The sequence below is a fragment of the Actinomyces urinae genome (genome assembly GCF_900119695.1).
Classification (GTDB): Bacteria; Actinomycetota; Actinomycetes; order Actinomycetales; family Actinomycetaceae; genus Gleimia; species Gleimia urinae.
Map to the genome: position 1 here is coordinate 1,355,441 of NZ_LT632547.1, position 15,642 is coordinate 1,371,082.

Annotated in this window: 17 protein-coding genes and 1 tRNA gene; 11 read left to right on the plus strand and 7 right to left on the minus strand. The window is 56.7% G+C overall.

Features of this window, described 5'->3' with window-relative positions; translation table 11 throughout:
• Positions 1-210 precede the first annotated feature (210 nt).
• Together BQ7114_RS07490 and BQ7114_RS07495 are read left to right on the plus strand one after the other, a co-directional pair.
• Positions 211-603 carry a rhodanese-like domain-containing protein gene (locus tag BQ7114_RS07490; RefSeq protein ID WP_083431794.1) on the plus strand — a complete coding sequence of 131 codons (393 nt, stop codon included), beginning with the start codon at positions 211-213 and terminating at the stop codon, positions 601-603.
• 96 nt (positions 604-699) lie between these two features.
• Positions 700-772, plus strand: a tRNA-Arg gene (locus BQ7114_RS07495).
• 142 nt (positions 773-914) lie between these two features.
• Here BQ7114_RS07495 and BQ7114_RS07500 read toward each other — a convergent pair.
• From BQ7114_RS07500 to BQ7114_RS07510, 3 genes are all read right to left on the minus strand, one after another.
• The gene (locus BQ7114_RS07500; RefSeq protein WP_072343946.1) at positions 915-2,246 is read right to left on the minus strand and encodes an MFS transporter; all 1,332 of its coding nucleotides are present in this window, start codon (positions 2,244-2,246) and stop codon (positions 915-917) included.
• Positions 2,247-2,281: 35 nt separating this feature from the next.
• Positions 2,282-3,010 (minus strand): glycerophosphoryl diester phosphodiesterase, encoded by a 729-nt coding sequence (locus BQ7114_RS07505; RefSeq protein ID WP_072343948.1) that lies wholly within the window; start codon positions 3,008-3,010, stop codon positions 2,282-2,284.
• A 434-nt stretch (positions 3,011-3,444) separates the two neighbouring features.
• Entirely contained in the window at positions 3,445-4,314 is an 870-nt protein-coding gene (locus tag BQ7114_RS07510) for a fructosamine kinase family protein (RefSeq protein ID WP_072343951.1), read from the minus strand.
• Between the two features lie 180 nt (positions 4,315-4,494).
• Here BQ7114_RS07510 and BQ7114_RS07515 point away from each other — a divergent pair, with 180 nt between their 5' ends.
• Genes BQ7114_RS07515 through BQ7114_RS07525 form a run of 3 tightly spaced genes read left to right on the plus strand, consistent with a single transcriptional unit; the run spans position 4,495 to position 6,454 of the window.
• Positions 4,495-5,391, plus strand: coding sequence for an ABC transporter ATP-binding protein (locus BQ7114_RS07515; RefSeq protein WP_072343954.1), 897 nt, complete (start codon positions 4,495-4,497; stop codon positions 5,389-5,391).
• Positions 5,388-6,230, plus strand: a complete 843-nt coding sequence (locus BQ7114_RS07520) for an ABC transporter permease (RefSeq protein ID WP_083431795.1) — start codon at positions 5,388-5,390, stop codon at positions 6,228-6,230. The genes BQ7114_RS07515 and BQ7114_RS07520 overlap by 4 nt, the downstream gene beginning before the upstream one ends.
• A complete protein-coding gene (locus BQ7114_RS07525; protein ID WP_034508659.1) occupies positions 6,230-6,454 on the plus strand; it encodes a helix-turn-helix transcriptional regulator in 225 nt (74 codons plus the stop codon). The genes BQ7114_RS07520 and BQ7114_RS07525 overlap by 1 nt, the downstream gene beginning before the upstream one ends.
• 129 nt (positions 6,455-6,583) lie before the next feature.
• Here the strand turns inward: BQ7114_RS07525 and BQ7114_RS07530 are convergent, their stop codons facing one another.
• Positions 6,584-7,570, minus strand: a complete 987-nt coding sequence (locus BQ7114_RS07530) for a diaminopimelate dehydrogenase (RefSeq protein ID WP_072343957.1) — start codon at positions 7,568-7,570, stop codon at positions 6,584-6,586.
• Between the two features lie 378 nt (positions 7,571-7,948).
• On the opposite strand from BQ7114_RS07530, the gene BQ7114_RS07535 reads away from it, so the two are divergent.
• Positions 7,949-9,466: an MFS transporter gene (locus BQ7114_RS07535; RefSeq protein WP_083431796.1), complete on the plus strand. Its 1,518-nt coding sequence runs from the start codon at positions 7,949-7,951 to the stop codon at positions 9,464-9,466.
• A gap of 78 nt (positions 9,467-9,544) precedes the next feature.
• On the opposite strand, the gene gluQRS is transcribed toward BQ7114_RS07535, so the two are convergent.
• A complete protein-coding gene (gluQRS, locus tag BQ7114_RS07540; protein WP_072343960.1) occupies positions 9,545-10,456 on the minus strand; it encodes a tRNA glutamyl-Q(34) synthetase GluQRS in 912 nt (303 codons plus the stop codon).
• A gap of 39 nt (positions 10,457-10,495) precedes the next feature.
• Positions 10,496-11,257, minus strand: coding sequence for a hypothetical protein (locus BQ7114_RS07545; protein WP_072343963.1), 762 nt, complete (start codon positions 11,255-11,257; stop codon positions 10,496-10,498).
• Positions 11,258-11,337: 80 nt separating this feature from the next.
• Between BQ7114_RS07545 and BQ7114_RS07550 the strand changes: the two genes are divergently transcribed.
• From BQ7114_RS07550 to BQ7114_RS07570, 5 genes are all read left to right on the plus strand, one after another.
• A complete protein-coding gene (locus BQ7114_RS07550) occupies positions 11,338-11,739 on the plus strand; it encodes a fluoride efflux transporter FluC (RefSeq protein WP_072343966.1) in 402 nt (133 codons plus the stop codon).
• Positions 11,736-12,149, plus strand: a complete 414-nt coding sequence (locus BQ7114_RS07555; protein WP_072343969.1) for a fluoride efflux transporter FluC — start codon at positions 11,736-11,738, stop codon at positions 12,147-12,149. Before BQ7114_RS07550 ends, BQ7114_RS07555 begins: the two co-directional genes overlap by 4 nt.
• A gap of 113 nt (positions 12,150-12,262) precedes the next feature.
• On the plus strand, positions 12,263-13,252 hold the full coding sequence (locus BQ7114_RS07560; protein WP_072345007.1) for a methionine ABC transporter ATP-binding protein: 990 nt from the start codon (positions 12,263-12,265) through the stop codon (positions 13,250-13,252).
• Entirely contained in the window at positions 13,249-13,953 is a 705-nt protein-coding gene (locus BQ7114_RS07565) for a methionine ABC transporter permease (RefSeq protein ID WP_072343972.1), read from the plus strand. The genes BQ7114_RS07560 and BQ7114_RS07565 overlap by 4 nt, the downstream gene beginning before the upstream one ends.
• A gap of 100 nt (positions 13,954-14,053) precedes the next feature.
• A complete protein-coding gene (locus BQ7114_RS07570) occupies positions 14,054-14,890 on the plus strand; it encodes a MetQ/NlpA family ABC transporter substrate-binding protein (protein ID WP_072343974.1) in 837 nt (278 codons plus the stop codon).
• Between the two features lie 85 nt (positions 14,891-14,975).
• On the opposite strand, the gene upp is transcribed toward BQ7114_RS07570, so the two are convergent.
• The gene (gene upp / locus BQ7114_RS07575; protein ID WP_072343977.1) at positions 14,976-15,614 is read right to left on the minus strand and encodes a uracil phosphoribosyltransferase; all 639 of its coding nucleotides are present in this window, start codon (positions 15,612-15,614) and stop codon (positions 14,976-14,978) included.
• Positions 15,615-15,642: the final 28 nt, after the last annotated feature.

Sequence of the window (15,642 nt, forward strand, 5' to 3'; positions counted from 1 at the left end):
GTTCAAGGCGTTTTGCTCTTGGCTAGCCGGCTGGGAGGTCATCCCAACTGGGCTTGCCGTTTAATGCTACTAAACAGAAAGGGTGTACTTTTCACATTCAGTGCTTGACTTTTCAGCGTTGCGTCGTTGATGTCCAACTAGACAACTGTTGTTCATACCGGCAAGCTTTTGTTAAACAATCATTTCCGTATCGGCGTATTGGAGGATCGCGTGAAGAAGTTGGTTGCACAGGCGCTCGCGATGTCGCTCGCGGCCTTCGCTTTAGCTGGATGCGCTGGGGATAGTCAGACTCAAACGAAAGAAAATGAGGGAGTAACTATGGAGAGCGTTGTTGAAGCTGGCACTATCTTGGACGTGCGCACGCCGGCCGAGTACGCGGAGGGCCACTTGGAAGGCGCAGTTAACATTGACGTTACTGATCCGGGGTTCGAGGATGCCATTGCCTCTCTGGATCCGAATGGGGCTTACTCCGTTTACTGTCGTTCCGGTCAGCGGTCCGGCAAGGCGGTAGCAATCATGGAGCAAAAGGGTTTCACGAACGTAACTAATGTTGGCGGGGTCCAGGATGCCTCGGCGACGTTGGGGATCGATATCGTCAAGTAGCGGTTTGCCTGCCGCTTGGACTGTGGCGAGTATGACAACCTGTTGATTTGGTTGTTTACCGGAATACCCACTAAACTTGTTCAGGTAACAACCAATGCGCTCGTAGCTCAACGGATAGAGCATCTGACTACGGATCAGAAGGTTGGGGGTTCGAATCCCTTCGAGCGCGCGAAAGCACCCACTCGGTGAGACCCATCGGCTGGGTGCTTATCCAATTGCCCAGCATATTAATCGGCACTGGCTTCGGGCAAGCAGAGGGGCGCCCGGCTGATGCCAAGCGCCCCTCTCGGTGGACAAACTCAAATGATGGTTTACGCAGCTACCTCAGCTTTGCGTGCGATCCGCCTGTTGGTGTAGTCCAACGCCCACGCGGCAAGCGCACCAACAACCGAAGCGCCCACGGTAATCATGAACACCTGCTGGTATCCAGCTGCGGGGTTGCCTGCCTCGGTTGCGCGATCCACAAGGCCAGCCGTGGTGGGGTTGCCCCACAGGATCGAGGCGTAAGCGAGGAACGAGCCTACAGCCATTGCGGAGCCGTTGATCTCGTCAGGAAGGTTCAACTCGGCAATCGGGGCGAGGATAACTGCCTTACCCATGAAGACGCCGAACGCCATGATGAACAGCAGAACCATCGCAACCCAAATGTTGGTGGGCGGAAGCATGAAGATCGCGATCGAACCAATAGCCGTAACGGATAGTGCCACGGCCATCATGCGAGTGGAGGACTTGAATACGTAATCCGCAAGAAGGCCGGCTACCAGGCCTGCGAAAATGCCGACGAGACCCGTGTTGAAAATGCCGAACGCGCCAGCCTGCGCATCCGTTGCCTTGAACACCAGGGAAAGGTATGGGGCGGAGGAGTAGATCAGGTTGACGTACGACCAGTAGACGCACAACGCAGCGATGCCAGCTGCCCAAACACGTGGGCGAACAAGAACGTGGATGAGGCCGCGAAGCGCAGCCTTGTTCTGCGTATCGCCTTCGCTTTCAGCCTGTGCAACAGCGTTCTTAGGTACCCAACGCAAGATTGCGAAGATCAGCGGGATCAAAATGACCGTGTACAGGATTGCCATGATGCGCATGACGCTGGTGGCGTGGTCGGCAAATACTGCCAGTAGGCCAACAACGATGAGGTTCATCAAGAACTCGGCGGCGCGGCGGATGGACTCAAGCAGACCCATTGCAAGGCCGCGACCCTCTTGATCTTCGTCCTTAGAAATAAACGCAACACCGTTAACCACTGCGGGCCAGCCGATGGCGTCCCAAACACCCCACGAGATCGCGATTGCGATCATTACGTTGAAACTAAGGCCGGGAATCAAGAAGAGGATTAGCGCGGTGGCGCAACGCCACGCGGACCAGGCAACTAGGAGTTGGCGGATGGTGAATCGGTTATTCACCCAGCCTCCTGGCACGTAAAGGAACATTGCGATTCCCAACCAGCCCATGAGGATACCGAACTGGCCAATCGAAATGCCAAGGACGTTGGTCAGCGGGATCATCAGTGATCCCTTGAAAGCCTCAAATGCGGAGTATGTTAGCTGACCGGCCATTACCACCGTTAGGAACGGGGCGGCCTTGCCACGGCGCAAAAATGCCGGGAGGCGGCTCTTCTTTCCAGAAGCTGCTGCACTTTCCATTTGTATTTCTTTCTAGTAGTTGAACTTAGATGGGTTTACTTCTTTAACATCTGGTGTGCGACGTCGGTGAAAACACCGGTTACGCCCCAGTTGAAAAGCTCATTTGCTCGCGCGGGGGAGTTCACCGTCCACACGTTCACCCCGTATCCGGCCTCGCGGAATGCTTGCACCTGGGCTCGGGTCAGCGTGGAATCGTCAGGGTGAATGTAGTCGGCGCCCACGAGCTCAAGGATGGACTTCCAGTCATCCCACAGATTTTCAGCCACGAACAGTGCGCCAACGCTGTGTTGAGGTGCTTTGTCCTTGAAGATTTTCAGCAGGACGTGGTTGAACGAAGAAATGATCACCTGCGGACCGTCTAGGGCCTCGAGTTCCTTCAAAATCGCGTCAACTAGTTGGAGGCTCATTTGCGCTCCGGCCTCGTTTGATTTGATTTCGATATTCGCGTTGAGGCCCGTCTCGTTCATGAACGCTACGAGCTCGGCCAACGTGGGGATTCTTTCGCCTGCGTACTCCGGGGAGAACCAGGAGCCCGCGTCAATGTCATCCAGGTCGGAAACCGTGAGGTCGTAGTAGCTACCAGACCTGTTCGTTGTGCGATCCAAAGACGAATCATGAATGAGGATTGGTGTTCCGTCCTTTAGGACGTCTACATCCGTCTCAATCCAGGTGGCGCCGGCCTCGACCGCTTTCTTAAAAGCGGCCATGGTGTTCTCGGGAGCGATAGCACTGGCCCCGCGGTGAGCAAAAATTGTCTTATCCATTTTGAAAAACCTCTTTGTTAATCGATAAGGGCTTCAGATTACCGCCAAATCGAGTAAGCAAAATCAGAGGTGTTGGTTTGAGGCGTTTAATGACCAAAATGTTCGGTTTTTCAAGCGTGTCTTGCGGCTTAAGGTGGAAGAAAACAAACGCGACCAATGTGAATTCTAAGTGTCAAACATGTTAATAAAAGGTTAACAAAGTGACCTGGAGCACAAGCCTGCGCAGAGTTTTAGATTGTCAACTGCTTGTCCGACGTCTGTTCAAATGTTGGCTAAATGCTGGTTCGGTATTTCTGAGGGCTCTCTGCTCGCTAGAAAGGACGCAATTTGTGTTGCTCGACCTCTGGCTTAATGTTTGAAAACTGCTGGCGTGTAAGTGTTCGGAGCGGCACTTGCATATTGTGCTTTCGTACCTCTTTCCGAGGGGCTTGCGGTTATGCGTAACGCTTGCAGGTCGCTATCACCTGGTCCCCGTACGAGCCTCCGAACAGCTCCGCGTGGATGATCAGAATGTGAAGCTGATGCAAACCAACGCGTTCTTGCCAACCGGGTTCAAGTTTAGATTCGGCCTCGTAACCGGCGTAAATGTCACCCAGGTAGGGCTGGCCGAAGACGCTCAGGTCAGCCAAATCCTTCTCCGCGTGACCGCCGCATGCTGCCGGGTCTATCAACACTCCAACGGTGCCCGGTAGATCTTGGCGCGTGGTGCCGAGTCCGGCATTTGTGGGTGCCCAGTCCAGCAGGTCTGAGCGCGACCACAGCACGTTGCCGCTCCAAAGATCGCCGTGAATTCTGGACGCAGGTGTTTTGACGAGGGCAGGCTCGGGCGCATCAAAACCGCCGTCGCGAAGCCGTTCGCAAACCTGGTCAACAACCCGCATGTATCCGCGCGGAATCGCGCCGTTGTTAATCGCTGCCGGAAGGTGCGGCAAGATGCGTTCTTGCGCAAAGAAATCGCCCCACGCGGAGTATTTTCCGGGCCTTGTGAATGACAGGTTAGCCATCCCCATCCAGCCGCGACCCTCCCAGCCCAGAGGAGCCTGCCCGTAGTAGTCCGCCCCCTGTGCGTGTGTTAGCGCCAAAGCTCGGCCAAACTGGAACGCCGCTTCTTGCGTGACCGAGCCGTTTTGCACCGCCCTCGTCGAAATTTCTCCGTCTTTAACGCTGACGACGGGCACTACGTGCGCTCCGCCAAACTCCATGGCTTCACCAAGCCACTGCAAGCCCAACGCTTCGAGTTGCGGTGCGTCTGGGTTTGCTGAATCAGTTTTGACAAACACGTTGTTATTGCGGCGAATGCTCATGGATCCACTATTGCAAAGCAGGCGTGGATGCGCGAGTGGCTGGGGTGCGATTGGTGTGGTTATGCAGGTTCGTAGGCGTAGAAGTTTCAATTACCAAGAGTAAAGTAGCTGAGGTCTTGTCAAATATAGTAGAAGTGCTACATTTAGAGATGTAAGTTATATAGATTATTGGGAGGGTGCATGGCTGCCTTGATAGAAGCGCACGATCTGCATTTTGCTTACGGGAAAGTGCAGGCCCTGCGTGGCATTGACCTGTCGATCAGCCGAGGCGAGGTGGTAGCTATCCTCGGCCCAAACGGCGCTGGTAAAACAACCTTCGTCGAAACCCTCATGGGCTCCATTCGGCCAGACGAGGGTGACATAAAGGTATTCGGAAAGCATCCGTCTGAGTTTTCTGCCCGTGAGTGGACGCGGATCGGCCTCGTGCAACAACACTGGAAAGATCACGAAAAGTGGCTCGTAGAAGAGCACCTGAAGTGGATCCAATACGCACATGAGAGTATCGGCGCAGACACGTATGACCCGTTCGAGCTGTTGGCAAGCCAGGGTCTGGGGGATAAAAGAAAAGCGAAAATGAGTTCTCTATCTGGCGGTCAACGCCGGCGCGTAGACTTCATCGCCGCCATGATTTCCAAGCCCAACCTGCTCTTGCTCGATGAGCCAACCACCGGCCTCGACCCGGAGGCGAAGGCGATGATCCATGACATAGTGAGTGCCTCCGCAGACCTTGGAGCAACCGTTGTGCTAACAACGCATGACCTGCATGAAGCTGAAAAGCTGGCGTCGCGCATCCTCATTATCAAAGACGGCAAGCTCATCGCGGATGCCAGCGTACCTGAACTTAGTGACCAGCTTGTAAAACCTGCACAGATTACGTGGAAACAAGACGGCAAACGTTTTGTTCACGCTACCAATCAGGTGGAAGCGTTTGTGAAAACGCTGGATCTAGACGCTATAACCGGCCTATCAATATCGCGGCCCACGTTAGAGGATGCCTACCTTGCCCTCGTCGAGGACAAGAGAAATGACGATGCGGCGGAAGTGAAACCAGCCGAGGCGAAGGGAGGCATGCTGTGAAAGTGTCTGGATTCTTGAAAATGATCGGCATGCATGTGAAGGCCGAAATGCGCATAAACCTATTGGGCGCTGCTATCTTCAATCTATTCTTCACACCCCTGGTGATTTTAGGTGTTGGCAAATGGATAGATGGCAAAGTCTTGGAGCAGATCGGGACCTCGATCGGCAGGTACATGGTCATTTCGATGACTGCGGGACTATCTATGCTAATCATCATTCAGCTGACCTCGGAGATGATGATGGAACGTAGTTCCGGGGTTTTGTTGCGCGCCAGATCACTACCGAATGGGCCGATGGCGTGGGCGATCGGTAAATCAATTTCGACCGGCATAGTTGTGCTACTTATGCAGATCCTAATTCTGATTGGCGGATTCGTTTTCTTTGATATGAGCCAGTTAGGCATGGGAACCACACTGCTGGTAGTGCTGGTTATGCTGTTCGCTGTTGCTACGCACGCTCCCATTGGGTTGATTCTCGGAAGCCTGGTCCGCGAAATGTATGGAAATGTCGTGATTACCCTGGGCGTGCTCGCTTTGTTTGGGACTTCTGGGATCGCGTTTCCTTTAGATCTTTTGCCCCGACCGGTGCAGGCGGTGCAGCTGGTTTTGCCAACGTTCTGGTCTGGCCACCTTGTGCGCTCCGTGGTGATGCCCGCCCAGGCCGGCACCGCGGAGGTAGTTGGATCGTTCCAGCCCTTGCTAGCCTCGGGTATTCTTGCTCTGTGGCTCGTAGCCGGGTTTTTCGTTGCATCGTTCTTGATCAAACGCTTCTTCCGTCACGAGTCCATAGGAGCAATGCAGAAAATGCAAAACAATCTTCGTAGTCAATTGGGTGCGTAATGGCTGAGGATCGAGTTTACAACCGCATCGCAGTTATGCGGGCAGACAGGGGAGTCTCGCGACGCGAACTTGCCGATGCCCTTGGCGTGCACTACCAGACGGTTGGCTACTTAGAGCGCGGCGAGTATGCCCCCTCGCTTGCCCTTGCACTCCAACTGGCTGCGTTCTTCGACGTTCCAGTTGAGTCCCTGTTTTCTTTAAAAGAATTCCCGCCTTTGCGCTGATTTGTTATTCGCCGGTGAGGCTGTTGCAACCGGCCGCCGATAGCAAACACAGTAGGAGAGTAGATGGGAGGCCGGCCCCTGCACGCGCAGGGACCGGTATATTTATCTGACTGCCTCGCGCTTTGCGGTTTAGAGAAGTTCCTTGCGAAGCTGCGCGGGCGTTTTTGGCGAGTAGTAGGCCGGCGGAATGTCGAAAACGGTTGCCGCCCCGCGCTTGCCAGCCTCGAACAGGCGTGCGGTTGCCCGTGCGGTTGCGGCAACCATGGCGCCCGTGAACTCCGGGTTAGAATCGAGGGCGAGGCTGTATGAGATCGCCTGGTGTGTGCCCGGGGACGTCTCGCCGGCTCGAATCACTTCGCCGCCGTGGGGCATGCCCGAATGGTCACTGGCCATCTGTTCGGCGCTAATGAACTCAACGGTGGTGTCGTAGTCTGCAAAATAGGCAGGCATAGTGACGATAGCTTCGCGAATCGCGTCCTTGTCAGCGCCTTCTTGCGCAACCACGTAGACCAGGCGCGTGTGCTTGTCCCGCGTGGAAAGCTCAGTGTTCTCGCCGGCGCGAACGCTCTCTTTTGCGGCTTCTACGGGAAGCGTGTACTGGACGGCGTTAGCCACGCCCTCGATGCGGCGAACCGCCTGCGAATGCCCTTGGGATACTCCCGGCCCCCAAAAGGTTGTAGTAGAGCCGTTTGGCAGTACAGCCTCCGCCATGAGGCGGGTCAGGGAGAACAGGCCGGGATCCCAACCGGAACTGATGACGCTCACGTGGTCCGCGGATTTGGCGGCCTCGTCGATCGAATCAAAATAGGCGGGAATATTGGAGTGGTTGTCGTAGGAATCAACCGTGTTGAACAGGGCCGCAAACTGCGTGCCTTGATTTACGAGGTCGGTGGCAGAGCCCCCGCAGTTCACACAAACATCCACCTGGCCAACGTACTTGGGGGCGTCCTCAGTGGACGCTGCCGGGGCGAACTTGGTTCCCAAGCTTGCTGGGTCGCGGCGGGTGAAAATGGCAACGAGCTCCATGTCGGGGCTTTCATGCACGGCCAGCTCAACTGCTCGCCCCAGGTTTCCGTACCCGTTAATGGCAACTCGGATCTTTCGTGATTCTGACATGACCTCTCCTTTCGTTGCCTATAGTGTTCCGCGTTTACCACGCCCCGCGCATCCGCAGTTCATCATGTGGTTCAACAAACGGGGCAGGTGGGTTTCATTCTTCTTGTGCATGTGGGTTTACCTTATCGCCAGGCAAGCGATTAGTGGGTTTCAAAAATGGAGGCTCGGCACCCAAGCAACAATAGCTAGGGGCCTAGGAGCGCCGCTACCCTTGAAAGACCCGAAAGGGTGGAAGGCGCGTTGCAGCACGCCTCCCGGCCGGGCGCACAAACGGAGCCTTTACAACGAGTGTCTGCACAACGGCTGCCTTATGCATCCACCCGGGCGGATGCTTATATTTAACAATGTTGGCGAAGTTAGGAACGCAGGAGGAAAGCGGTGGCTGCCAGTTTCACCCCGGGAGACTCATTTGACGGAGAAATCCGCGTGCCCGGCGTAGACCGTGTGTACAAACCCCGCAAGATCCTCGCAGTCCTCCTCATCCCCCTAGCCATGTCACTAATCGCAGTGTCATCCGTCAACGTAGCCCTCGCTACCATCGGCGTAGGCCTGAACGCCAGCGACTCCGACCTCCAATGGGTGCTCTCGGGCTATGCCCTCGCCATCGGCATCGTGCTAGTGCCAGCCGGGCGACTCGGCGACCTCATCGGACGCGGCACTCTCTTCCAAATCGGCCTCATCACCTTCGTAGTTGGCTCCATCCTCTCCGGACTCGCCCCAAACCCAACCTTCCTCAACATCGCCCGCATCATTCAAGGCATCGGCGGCGGCCTCTTCTCACCCCAAGTCATGGGCATTATCCAACAAACCTTCAAAGGCCAAGCCCGCGCCAAAGCCTTCGGCCTGTTCGGCATGACCGTGGCCGTCGCCGTCTCCATCGGCCCCGTCCTCGCCGGCGCACTCATCACCCTAATCGGTGAGGAACACGGCTGGCGCTACACCTTCTTCATCAACGTCCCCTTCGGCATAATCGGCTTCATCCTCGCCCTCTACTGGCTTCCCTTCGCCAACGAACGCAGACGCGCCGCCGCGCGCCGCGAACGCCGCCAAGCCAAGAAAAACGGGCAACGCCTCCCCGCCAGGCAGCGGCAAAAAATCGACCTCGACCCCATCGGCATCATCCTGCTCGTCACCGCCGTACTCGGCATCATGTACCCATTCACCGTCCGGCCACTCCGCTGGCAGCTCGCCCTCATCTTCGCGCTCGCCGTCGCCCTCCTATACGCCTGGTGGCAATGGGAAGCCCACTACACCAAACGAGGCAACTACCCCCTCGTCAACCTAGGCCTACTAAGAATCCCATCATTCTCCATGGGCACCATCGTTGCCGGCGCCTACTTCCTCGGCTCCACCACCACGTACACCATCATCGCGATGTACCTCCAAATAGGGCTCGGCGCCTCCGCCATGGTTGCAGGCACCATCGCCCTACCCAGCTCCTTCTTCTCCGCAGTAGCCGCCCGCTGGGCATCAAACCGCGCCCTAAAAGCCGGCCGGAAAGTCGTGCAAATCTCTCTCATCCTCATGATCGTAGGGTCACTACTCACCGCCGTTTCAGTGGCCCTCATCGCCAGCCACGGTATCAACCTGTGGTGGATGGCCGCGCCCCTCTCCCTCTTCGGCTTCGGCCAAGGCGCATTCGGAGCCGTCAACCAAACCCTCGCCCTCCAAGACGTCCCCATCCAACACGGCGGCACCGCCGGCGGAGTCAAACAAACCGTGGAGCGCATCGCCACCGCCATCGGCAACGCGATCATGACAGCCATCTACTTCGCCACGGCCCCCATGTACGGGTTCCACAACGCCGTCCTCGTCGCCTTTATCGCGATCATCACCGCGCAACTCTTCGCCCTGCTAATCGGCTACCTAGACCTACGCCGCGCCCGTAAGGCATAACAACCATTCACGAGGAGGCCACCAACCCCTCAAAACACGCGCCTTCCCACTGGTTAACGCGAGCCGGCGTCCGCGCCCTCAACTATGAGCGCGGCCAGCCGCAGGAGAGAACACCCACGGAGTGCGCACCATCTTGCGCTGATCAAACACGTCCAGGAACCGTTCCGCCGACCTCGCCTCAAACCCCAGCGACCCCGCGATCTTGCTCACCACGTCCGCAACAGTCCAACCCAAATCCAAGAACTCGCGCAACGTAACCGCGCCATCACGCTTAGCCAGCCTGTCACCCGCCTCATTAATCACCAGAGGCACGTGCGCATAACGCGGCTGCGCAAGCCCCAAAGAGTGTGCAATATAAGCCTGCGCTGGCGCAGACGACAGCAAATCATCAGCCCGCACCACCTGATCCACACCCTGAAACGCATCATCCACAACCACCACCAGGTTGTACGCCAACGTGCCATCACCGCGCTGCAACACCACGCAATCAATCGGCTCCGTCACCGCGCCAAACAAGTCATCCTCAACCGACCACTCATCAACCGTCGGATTCAACCGCAAAGCAGGACGCCGGCCCACACTCGCCAGCTCCGCCCTGCGCCGCTCCCGCTCGGCTGGCGACAAATCGCGACAAGTTCCCGGATACGACCCGGGCCGCACATGCGGAGCGCTCGCGGCCTCCTTAATATCCCTACGCGAGCAATAACACTCAAACAACAACCCCGCCTCGCGTAGCTGCGCAATCGCAGCCTCATGCGCCGGCCTGCGAGTGCTCTGGAACAGCACATCGCCATCCCAATCAATACCCAGCGTCGCTAAATCCTCAATCTGGCGCTGCGCCGCGCCCTGTTTCACCCGGTCAATATCCTCCACGCGAAGCACAAAATCACGGCCCGACTGCCGCGCCCACGCCCACGCCAACAACGCCGTGCGCAGATTCCCAATGTGCATATCACCCGACGGACTCGGCGCAAACCTACCAGCAGCCACGCGGCCTCCCCTCCACACGCTCAATGCGTAAAAACAAGCCTACCGCCGCAAAAACCATGGCAACGAAATCATGACCACACCCAAAATGCCAACCAAAATCGCATACAGCGACACTCCGTCTACCGCGAACGAAGCCACCGACAGAGCCGCAAACCCTAGGCCAGCCACCAGCAGAATCCGCGCATTCGGGCGCGCATTATCCGGGCTCTTCAACACAAACTCAGCCGCCACCTGCCACGGGTCGCCAAGCGCTTCCTGCAACTCCAACCCAGCCTCATCTGCGCTCGCGGTTGTAGACTCCACTGCCTGCAGCACCGCCTCATCAGGCCACGAATAATACCGAGACAACAGGGCCGACAGCTGCGCCTGCCACGCCTTGTCACCGCGCGGAGCACTAGGCCAGCGCGCATTAGACGCCCGAAACGCCATCACCGTTGAAGCCGCTCCCAGCAACGCTAAAAGAGGGCGCGGCAAGCCAACCGTCACCACATCCAAATGCGAAACCTCAGCAAACGCGCGCACAAACACAACCGTTGCCACCAGCCAGCCCAATACCACCAGCACCGCGTTGGAATCACGACCAAATGCCCACTCTCGATGCGCCACGGGAGCCGCGAACAGCGCCATCGCCACCACCGACGCAAACATCAAATAGCCCGGCTTTGCCACCGCGTCAGCCGTCAGCGACCCGGTTGAAAACACCGCCAAGAAGAAGGTGAAAAATGCCAGTGCTGCCCAAATCGTCTTCGGATTCGACCACAGCCCAGAACGCGTCTCGCCGGGCAACTCACAACAAGACATGACCGCAAACCTCCCCAAAATCCCGTCCATCACTAAGAGTAGACTGGCTGGCGGCACCAATCACAGCAAGCGGAGACATCATGTACGAGATTAAACCCGGCCTCCTCGTGTTCCTTGGCGCAGCGCTGGGAACCCTCTCGCGTTCCCTCATCGACAGTCTCATTGCAAGCACCTTCGTAGGGATTAACGTGTCCACCGTTTTTGTGAATGTGCTTGGTGCATTCCTTATGGGCGGCCTCATCACCACGTGGGGTATTCGACGCGGTATGCACCCCCTGTGGGACCGCATCAAAATCTTTGCCGGTACCGGTTTCCTTGGAGCCTTCACCACATACTCCGCCCTCGCCCTCGCTATTGCGCGCGGCACTAACCTTGTCCTTGCACTAGGCGCGGGCGCCCTCACCATCCTTGCCGGTGTTGCGGGGGCGTGGTTTGGAACTCGTCTTGCGAAACACCTCGCAGCCAAAGGAGTGCAAGCATGACCTGGCTCTACCTGTCCCTCGCCGGCGGCCTTGGCGCCTATGGGCGCTACCGCACCGACCTCGCTCTCCAAAACCAGCTCAAACGCCGCGGCCTGATCCCCGTTAAACCTGACGCCGGCCTGATTCGTCGCACCGCCCTGGCCTGGCCCATCATCACGATAAATATCATCGGGTCCTTCCTTACCGGCCTCCTAGTTGGACACCTCAGCGCCGAAACCTGGCTGATCATCGGCACCGGACTACTGGGAGGTTGGACCACTTTCTCCACCGCGATGGTTGACGTTCTCAACATCCTCACCCTGCCCGAGGCCCGAAAAACGAGCATCATATCCGGCGTGATCACCGCAGCATTTGGCCTGCTCACCAGTGTTGCCAGCGCCCTCCTTGGCCTTGCAATCAGCGGGATGTGAGGTAGACCTCGCGCCAAAAGGTGGACACGAATAAGGGATTCTAGGCAACTCGCCCTAGAATCGTAGACATCCTCAAGAACGTCGCACATGAAGGAGGGGGCATGAGCCAGCCAATGATCAAGCTCGAAAACCTCTCCAAAACTTATGTCCTGCGCGGCGGAAATGAAGTGCGCGCCCTGAGCGACGCAAACCTGACCGTAAATGCGGGGGAAATTCACGGCATCGTTGGCCAATCCGGAGCGGGCAAATCAACTCTGATTCGTTGCCTCACCGGCCTTGAACAGCCCACCGATGGCTCCGTATACCTGGATGGTACAAACCTATCTGGCCTTGGCCACTCGGCGCTTCGCAAAGAGCGCCGCAAGATCGGCATGGTCTTCCAATCCGCTAACCTAATGGACTCGCGTACCGCCCTTGAAAACATCGCATACCCGCTCAAAATTGCGGGGGTGTCCAAAAAAGAGCGTATTGAGCGAGCAACAGAACTACTTAAAGTTGTCGGCCTTGAAAACCGCGCCGGCTCCTACCCCTCCCAACTTTCAGGCGGACAGCAACAACGCGTAGGTATTGCGCGCGCCCTCGCCACCAAACCAGCCGTGTTGCTGTGTGACGAGCCCACCTCCGCCCTCGACTCTGAAACCACGAGGCAAATTCTGTCGTTGCTACAGCAAATCAGGGACGAAGTTGGCGTAACCATTGTCATCATCACGCACGAAATGGGTGTTGTGCGTGAGATCTGTGATTCCGCAACCATGCTTGAACACGGGCGGATCCTCGAATCCGGTCCCGTACACGAGATCGTTGCAAACCCTAAATCGAAACTTGCGCGTGAACTCGTCCCCATGCCGTCCGTTGACGAAACCGAAAAGGACGCCAACTCGACGATTCTTGACGTCATGTTCACGTCAACCCCCGGCGTCCCAACCGGAGCCACCGTCCTTGCAATGGCATCACGAATGGGTGGCGACGTAGCGGCAGGAACATTTGAAACCCTGTCCAACGTCCAAGTAGGACGCCTTGCTTTAACCGTGCCAACCATGCACCTAAAGCAAATCATGGAAACTTTGGAACAAAACGACGTAGCAGTGGAGGTGCGATCATGAGCGTAGCAACAGCGCTAGTCGCTCTCGCTGCTGACGGCCAGTGGCTAGACAACCCCGCCATTAAAGAGGCGTTCTGGCCATCCGTCTGGCAAACATTAGGCATGACCGCGTTGGCAACTGTAATCACCGTAGTGATTGGAACCCCGCTCGGCCTCTTCCTGGTATCTACAGCCCGCGGTGGCCTCACCCCAAACCGAGTAGCAAACCAAATACTCGGATTCATCGTTAACGTTGGCAGGTCAATCCCATTCATCATCCTGCTAATTGCAGTTCTTCCATTTACTCGCTTCGTTGTAGGCACCACCCTCGGCTGGAAGGCCGCAGTGGTACCGCTCAGCGTTGGCGCGATCCCATTCTTCGCACGCCTCGTAGAAACGAACGTGCGAGGCGTAAGCGCCGGCAAGATCGAAGCCGCCCACATGATGGGTGCCAGCAGGTGGGAAATCATGTTTGGCGTACAGGTACGCGAAGCCCTACCTGCCCTAATTGACTCCGTAACCGTTCTTGCAGTCACCCTCATCGGCTACTCCGCAATCGCAGGCGTGCTGGGTGGAGGAGGCCTCGGCCAACTCGCAATGAACTACGGCTACAACCGATTCCAAGGAGACGTCATGCTAGTTTCCGTGGTGGGAATCGTAATCATCGTTCAAATAATCCAAGTTGTTGGAGACATGCTGAGCCGGCTGGTGGATCACCGCTGAGCTCTCCACCAGCCGGGATAACAATCCTGGACTTCCCGGGCAACACGTTTGCCAGCACCCCAACAAATTTCAAACTTGAACACAGAAAGACTTGATTACAATGCGTAAGACCCGTGTATTTGCCGCAGCAGCAGCTGCCCTAGCTCTAACCCTCGCAGGATGCTCTTCTTCGGGAGGTGAAACCAGCACTGAAAGCCAGGCGGCTTCCGAACAGGGTGCCACTACCCTCACGGTTGGAGCTTCCCCCGCGCCTCATGCGCGCATCCTGAAGTTCATCAAGGATGAGCTAGCAGCTGACGCTGGCATTGATCTCAACATCGTCGAATACACTGATTACATCATTCCCAACCAGGCGCTAAAGTCTGGTGATATTGACGCTAACTTCTACCAGACCTTGCCGTACCTCGAGGGCCAGAAGAAGGAACTGGGCGTTGACTTCTCGAACGGTGAAGGTATCCACTTGGAGCCCCTCGCGGTTTACTCCAACAAGATTGAGAAGCTAGATGACCTCAAGGATGGCGCCAAAATCGGTATCATCAACGACACGCAGAACCAGGGTCGCGCCCTCGAACTGCTGGCCTCCGCTGACATTGTGAAGCTTCCTGAAGGTGAAGACCCAACGATCTTCAACGTCGAAAAGGTCAAGAACGTCGAGTTTGTTGAGGTGGAAGGCCCGCAGCTCGTGCGTTCCCTCCCGGACGTAGACATTGCGGTGATCAACGGCAACTACGCCGAAGAGGGTGGCCTGTCCTCTGCACAAGATGCGCTTCTGGTAGAAAAGGCCGAAGGCTCCTCGTACGCCAACGTCCTCGTATGGCGCGCAGAGGATGACAACAACGAGGCCATCCAGACCCTTGAAAAGCTCCTGCACTCGCCAGAAGTTGCACAGTTCATCAAGGACACCTGGACCGACGGCTCCGTTATCCCCGCGTTCTAACAACGCGAGAGAAACTGACTGAATAGGTAGAAGTTGAGCCCGGATCGTTTGATCCGGGCTCAACTTCTATTTCAATAAGAAACGATTAGTCCAAAACGCCGTACAGGCGATCTCCCGCATCACCCAAACCGGGAACAATGTAAGCGTTCTCGTTCAAGCACTCATCCACAGCTGCGGTTACGATCTGCACATTAGCGCGGTCGCCAACAGCCTCCTCAACCGTCTTCAAACCCTCGGGTGCGGCCAGCAGACACAGGCACGTCACATCGCGCGCACCGTGGTCAAGCAAGTAGTTGATTGCGGCAACCATCGTGTGGCCGGTAGCCAACATTGGATCCAAAATGAAGCACTGGCGCCCCGACAGGTCATCGGGCAGGCGATTCGCGTAAGTCTCAACCTCAAGCGTCTCGTGGTCGCGCTTCATACCCAGGAAGCCAACTTCAGCGGTTGGAAGCATCCGCGTCATGCCTTCCAGCATGCCCAAACCGGCACGCAAAATCGGCACAACCAGCGGACGCGGGCCAACGATCTGCTTACCAACAGTCTTAGTAACCGGAGTCGTAATTTCGACGTCCTCAACCAAGACGTCGCGAGTGCCTTCATAGGCAAGAAGCGTAACGAGTTCGTCAGCAAGAAGACGGAACGTAGCAGACGGCGTTCTCTCGTCACGCAAAACAGTCAATTTGTGAGCAATGAGGGGGTGTTCAGCAACATGTAAACGCATGCTTATACCGTACCTTGACCAGGTACGA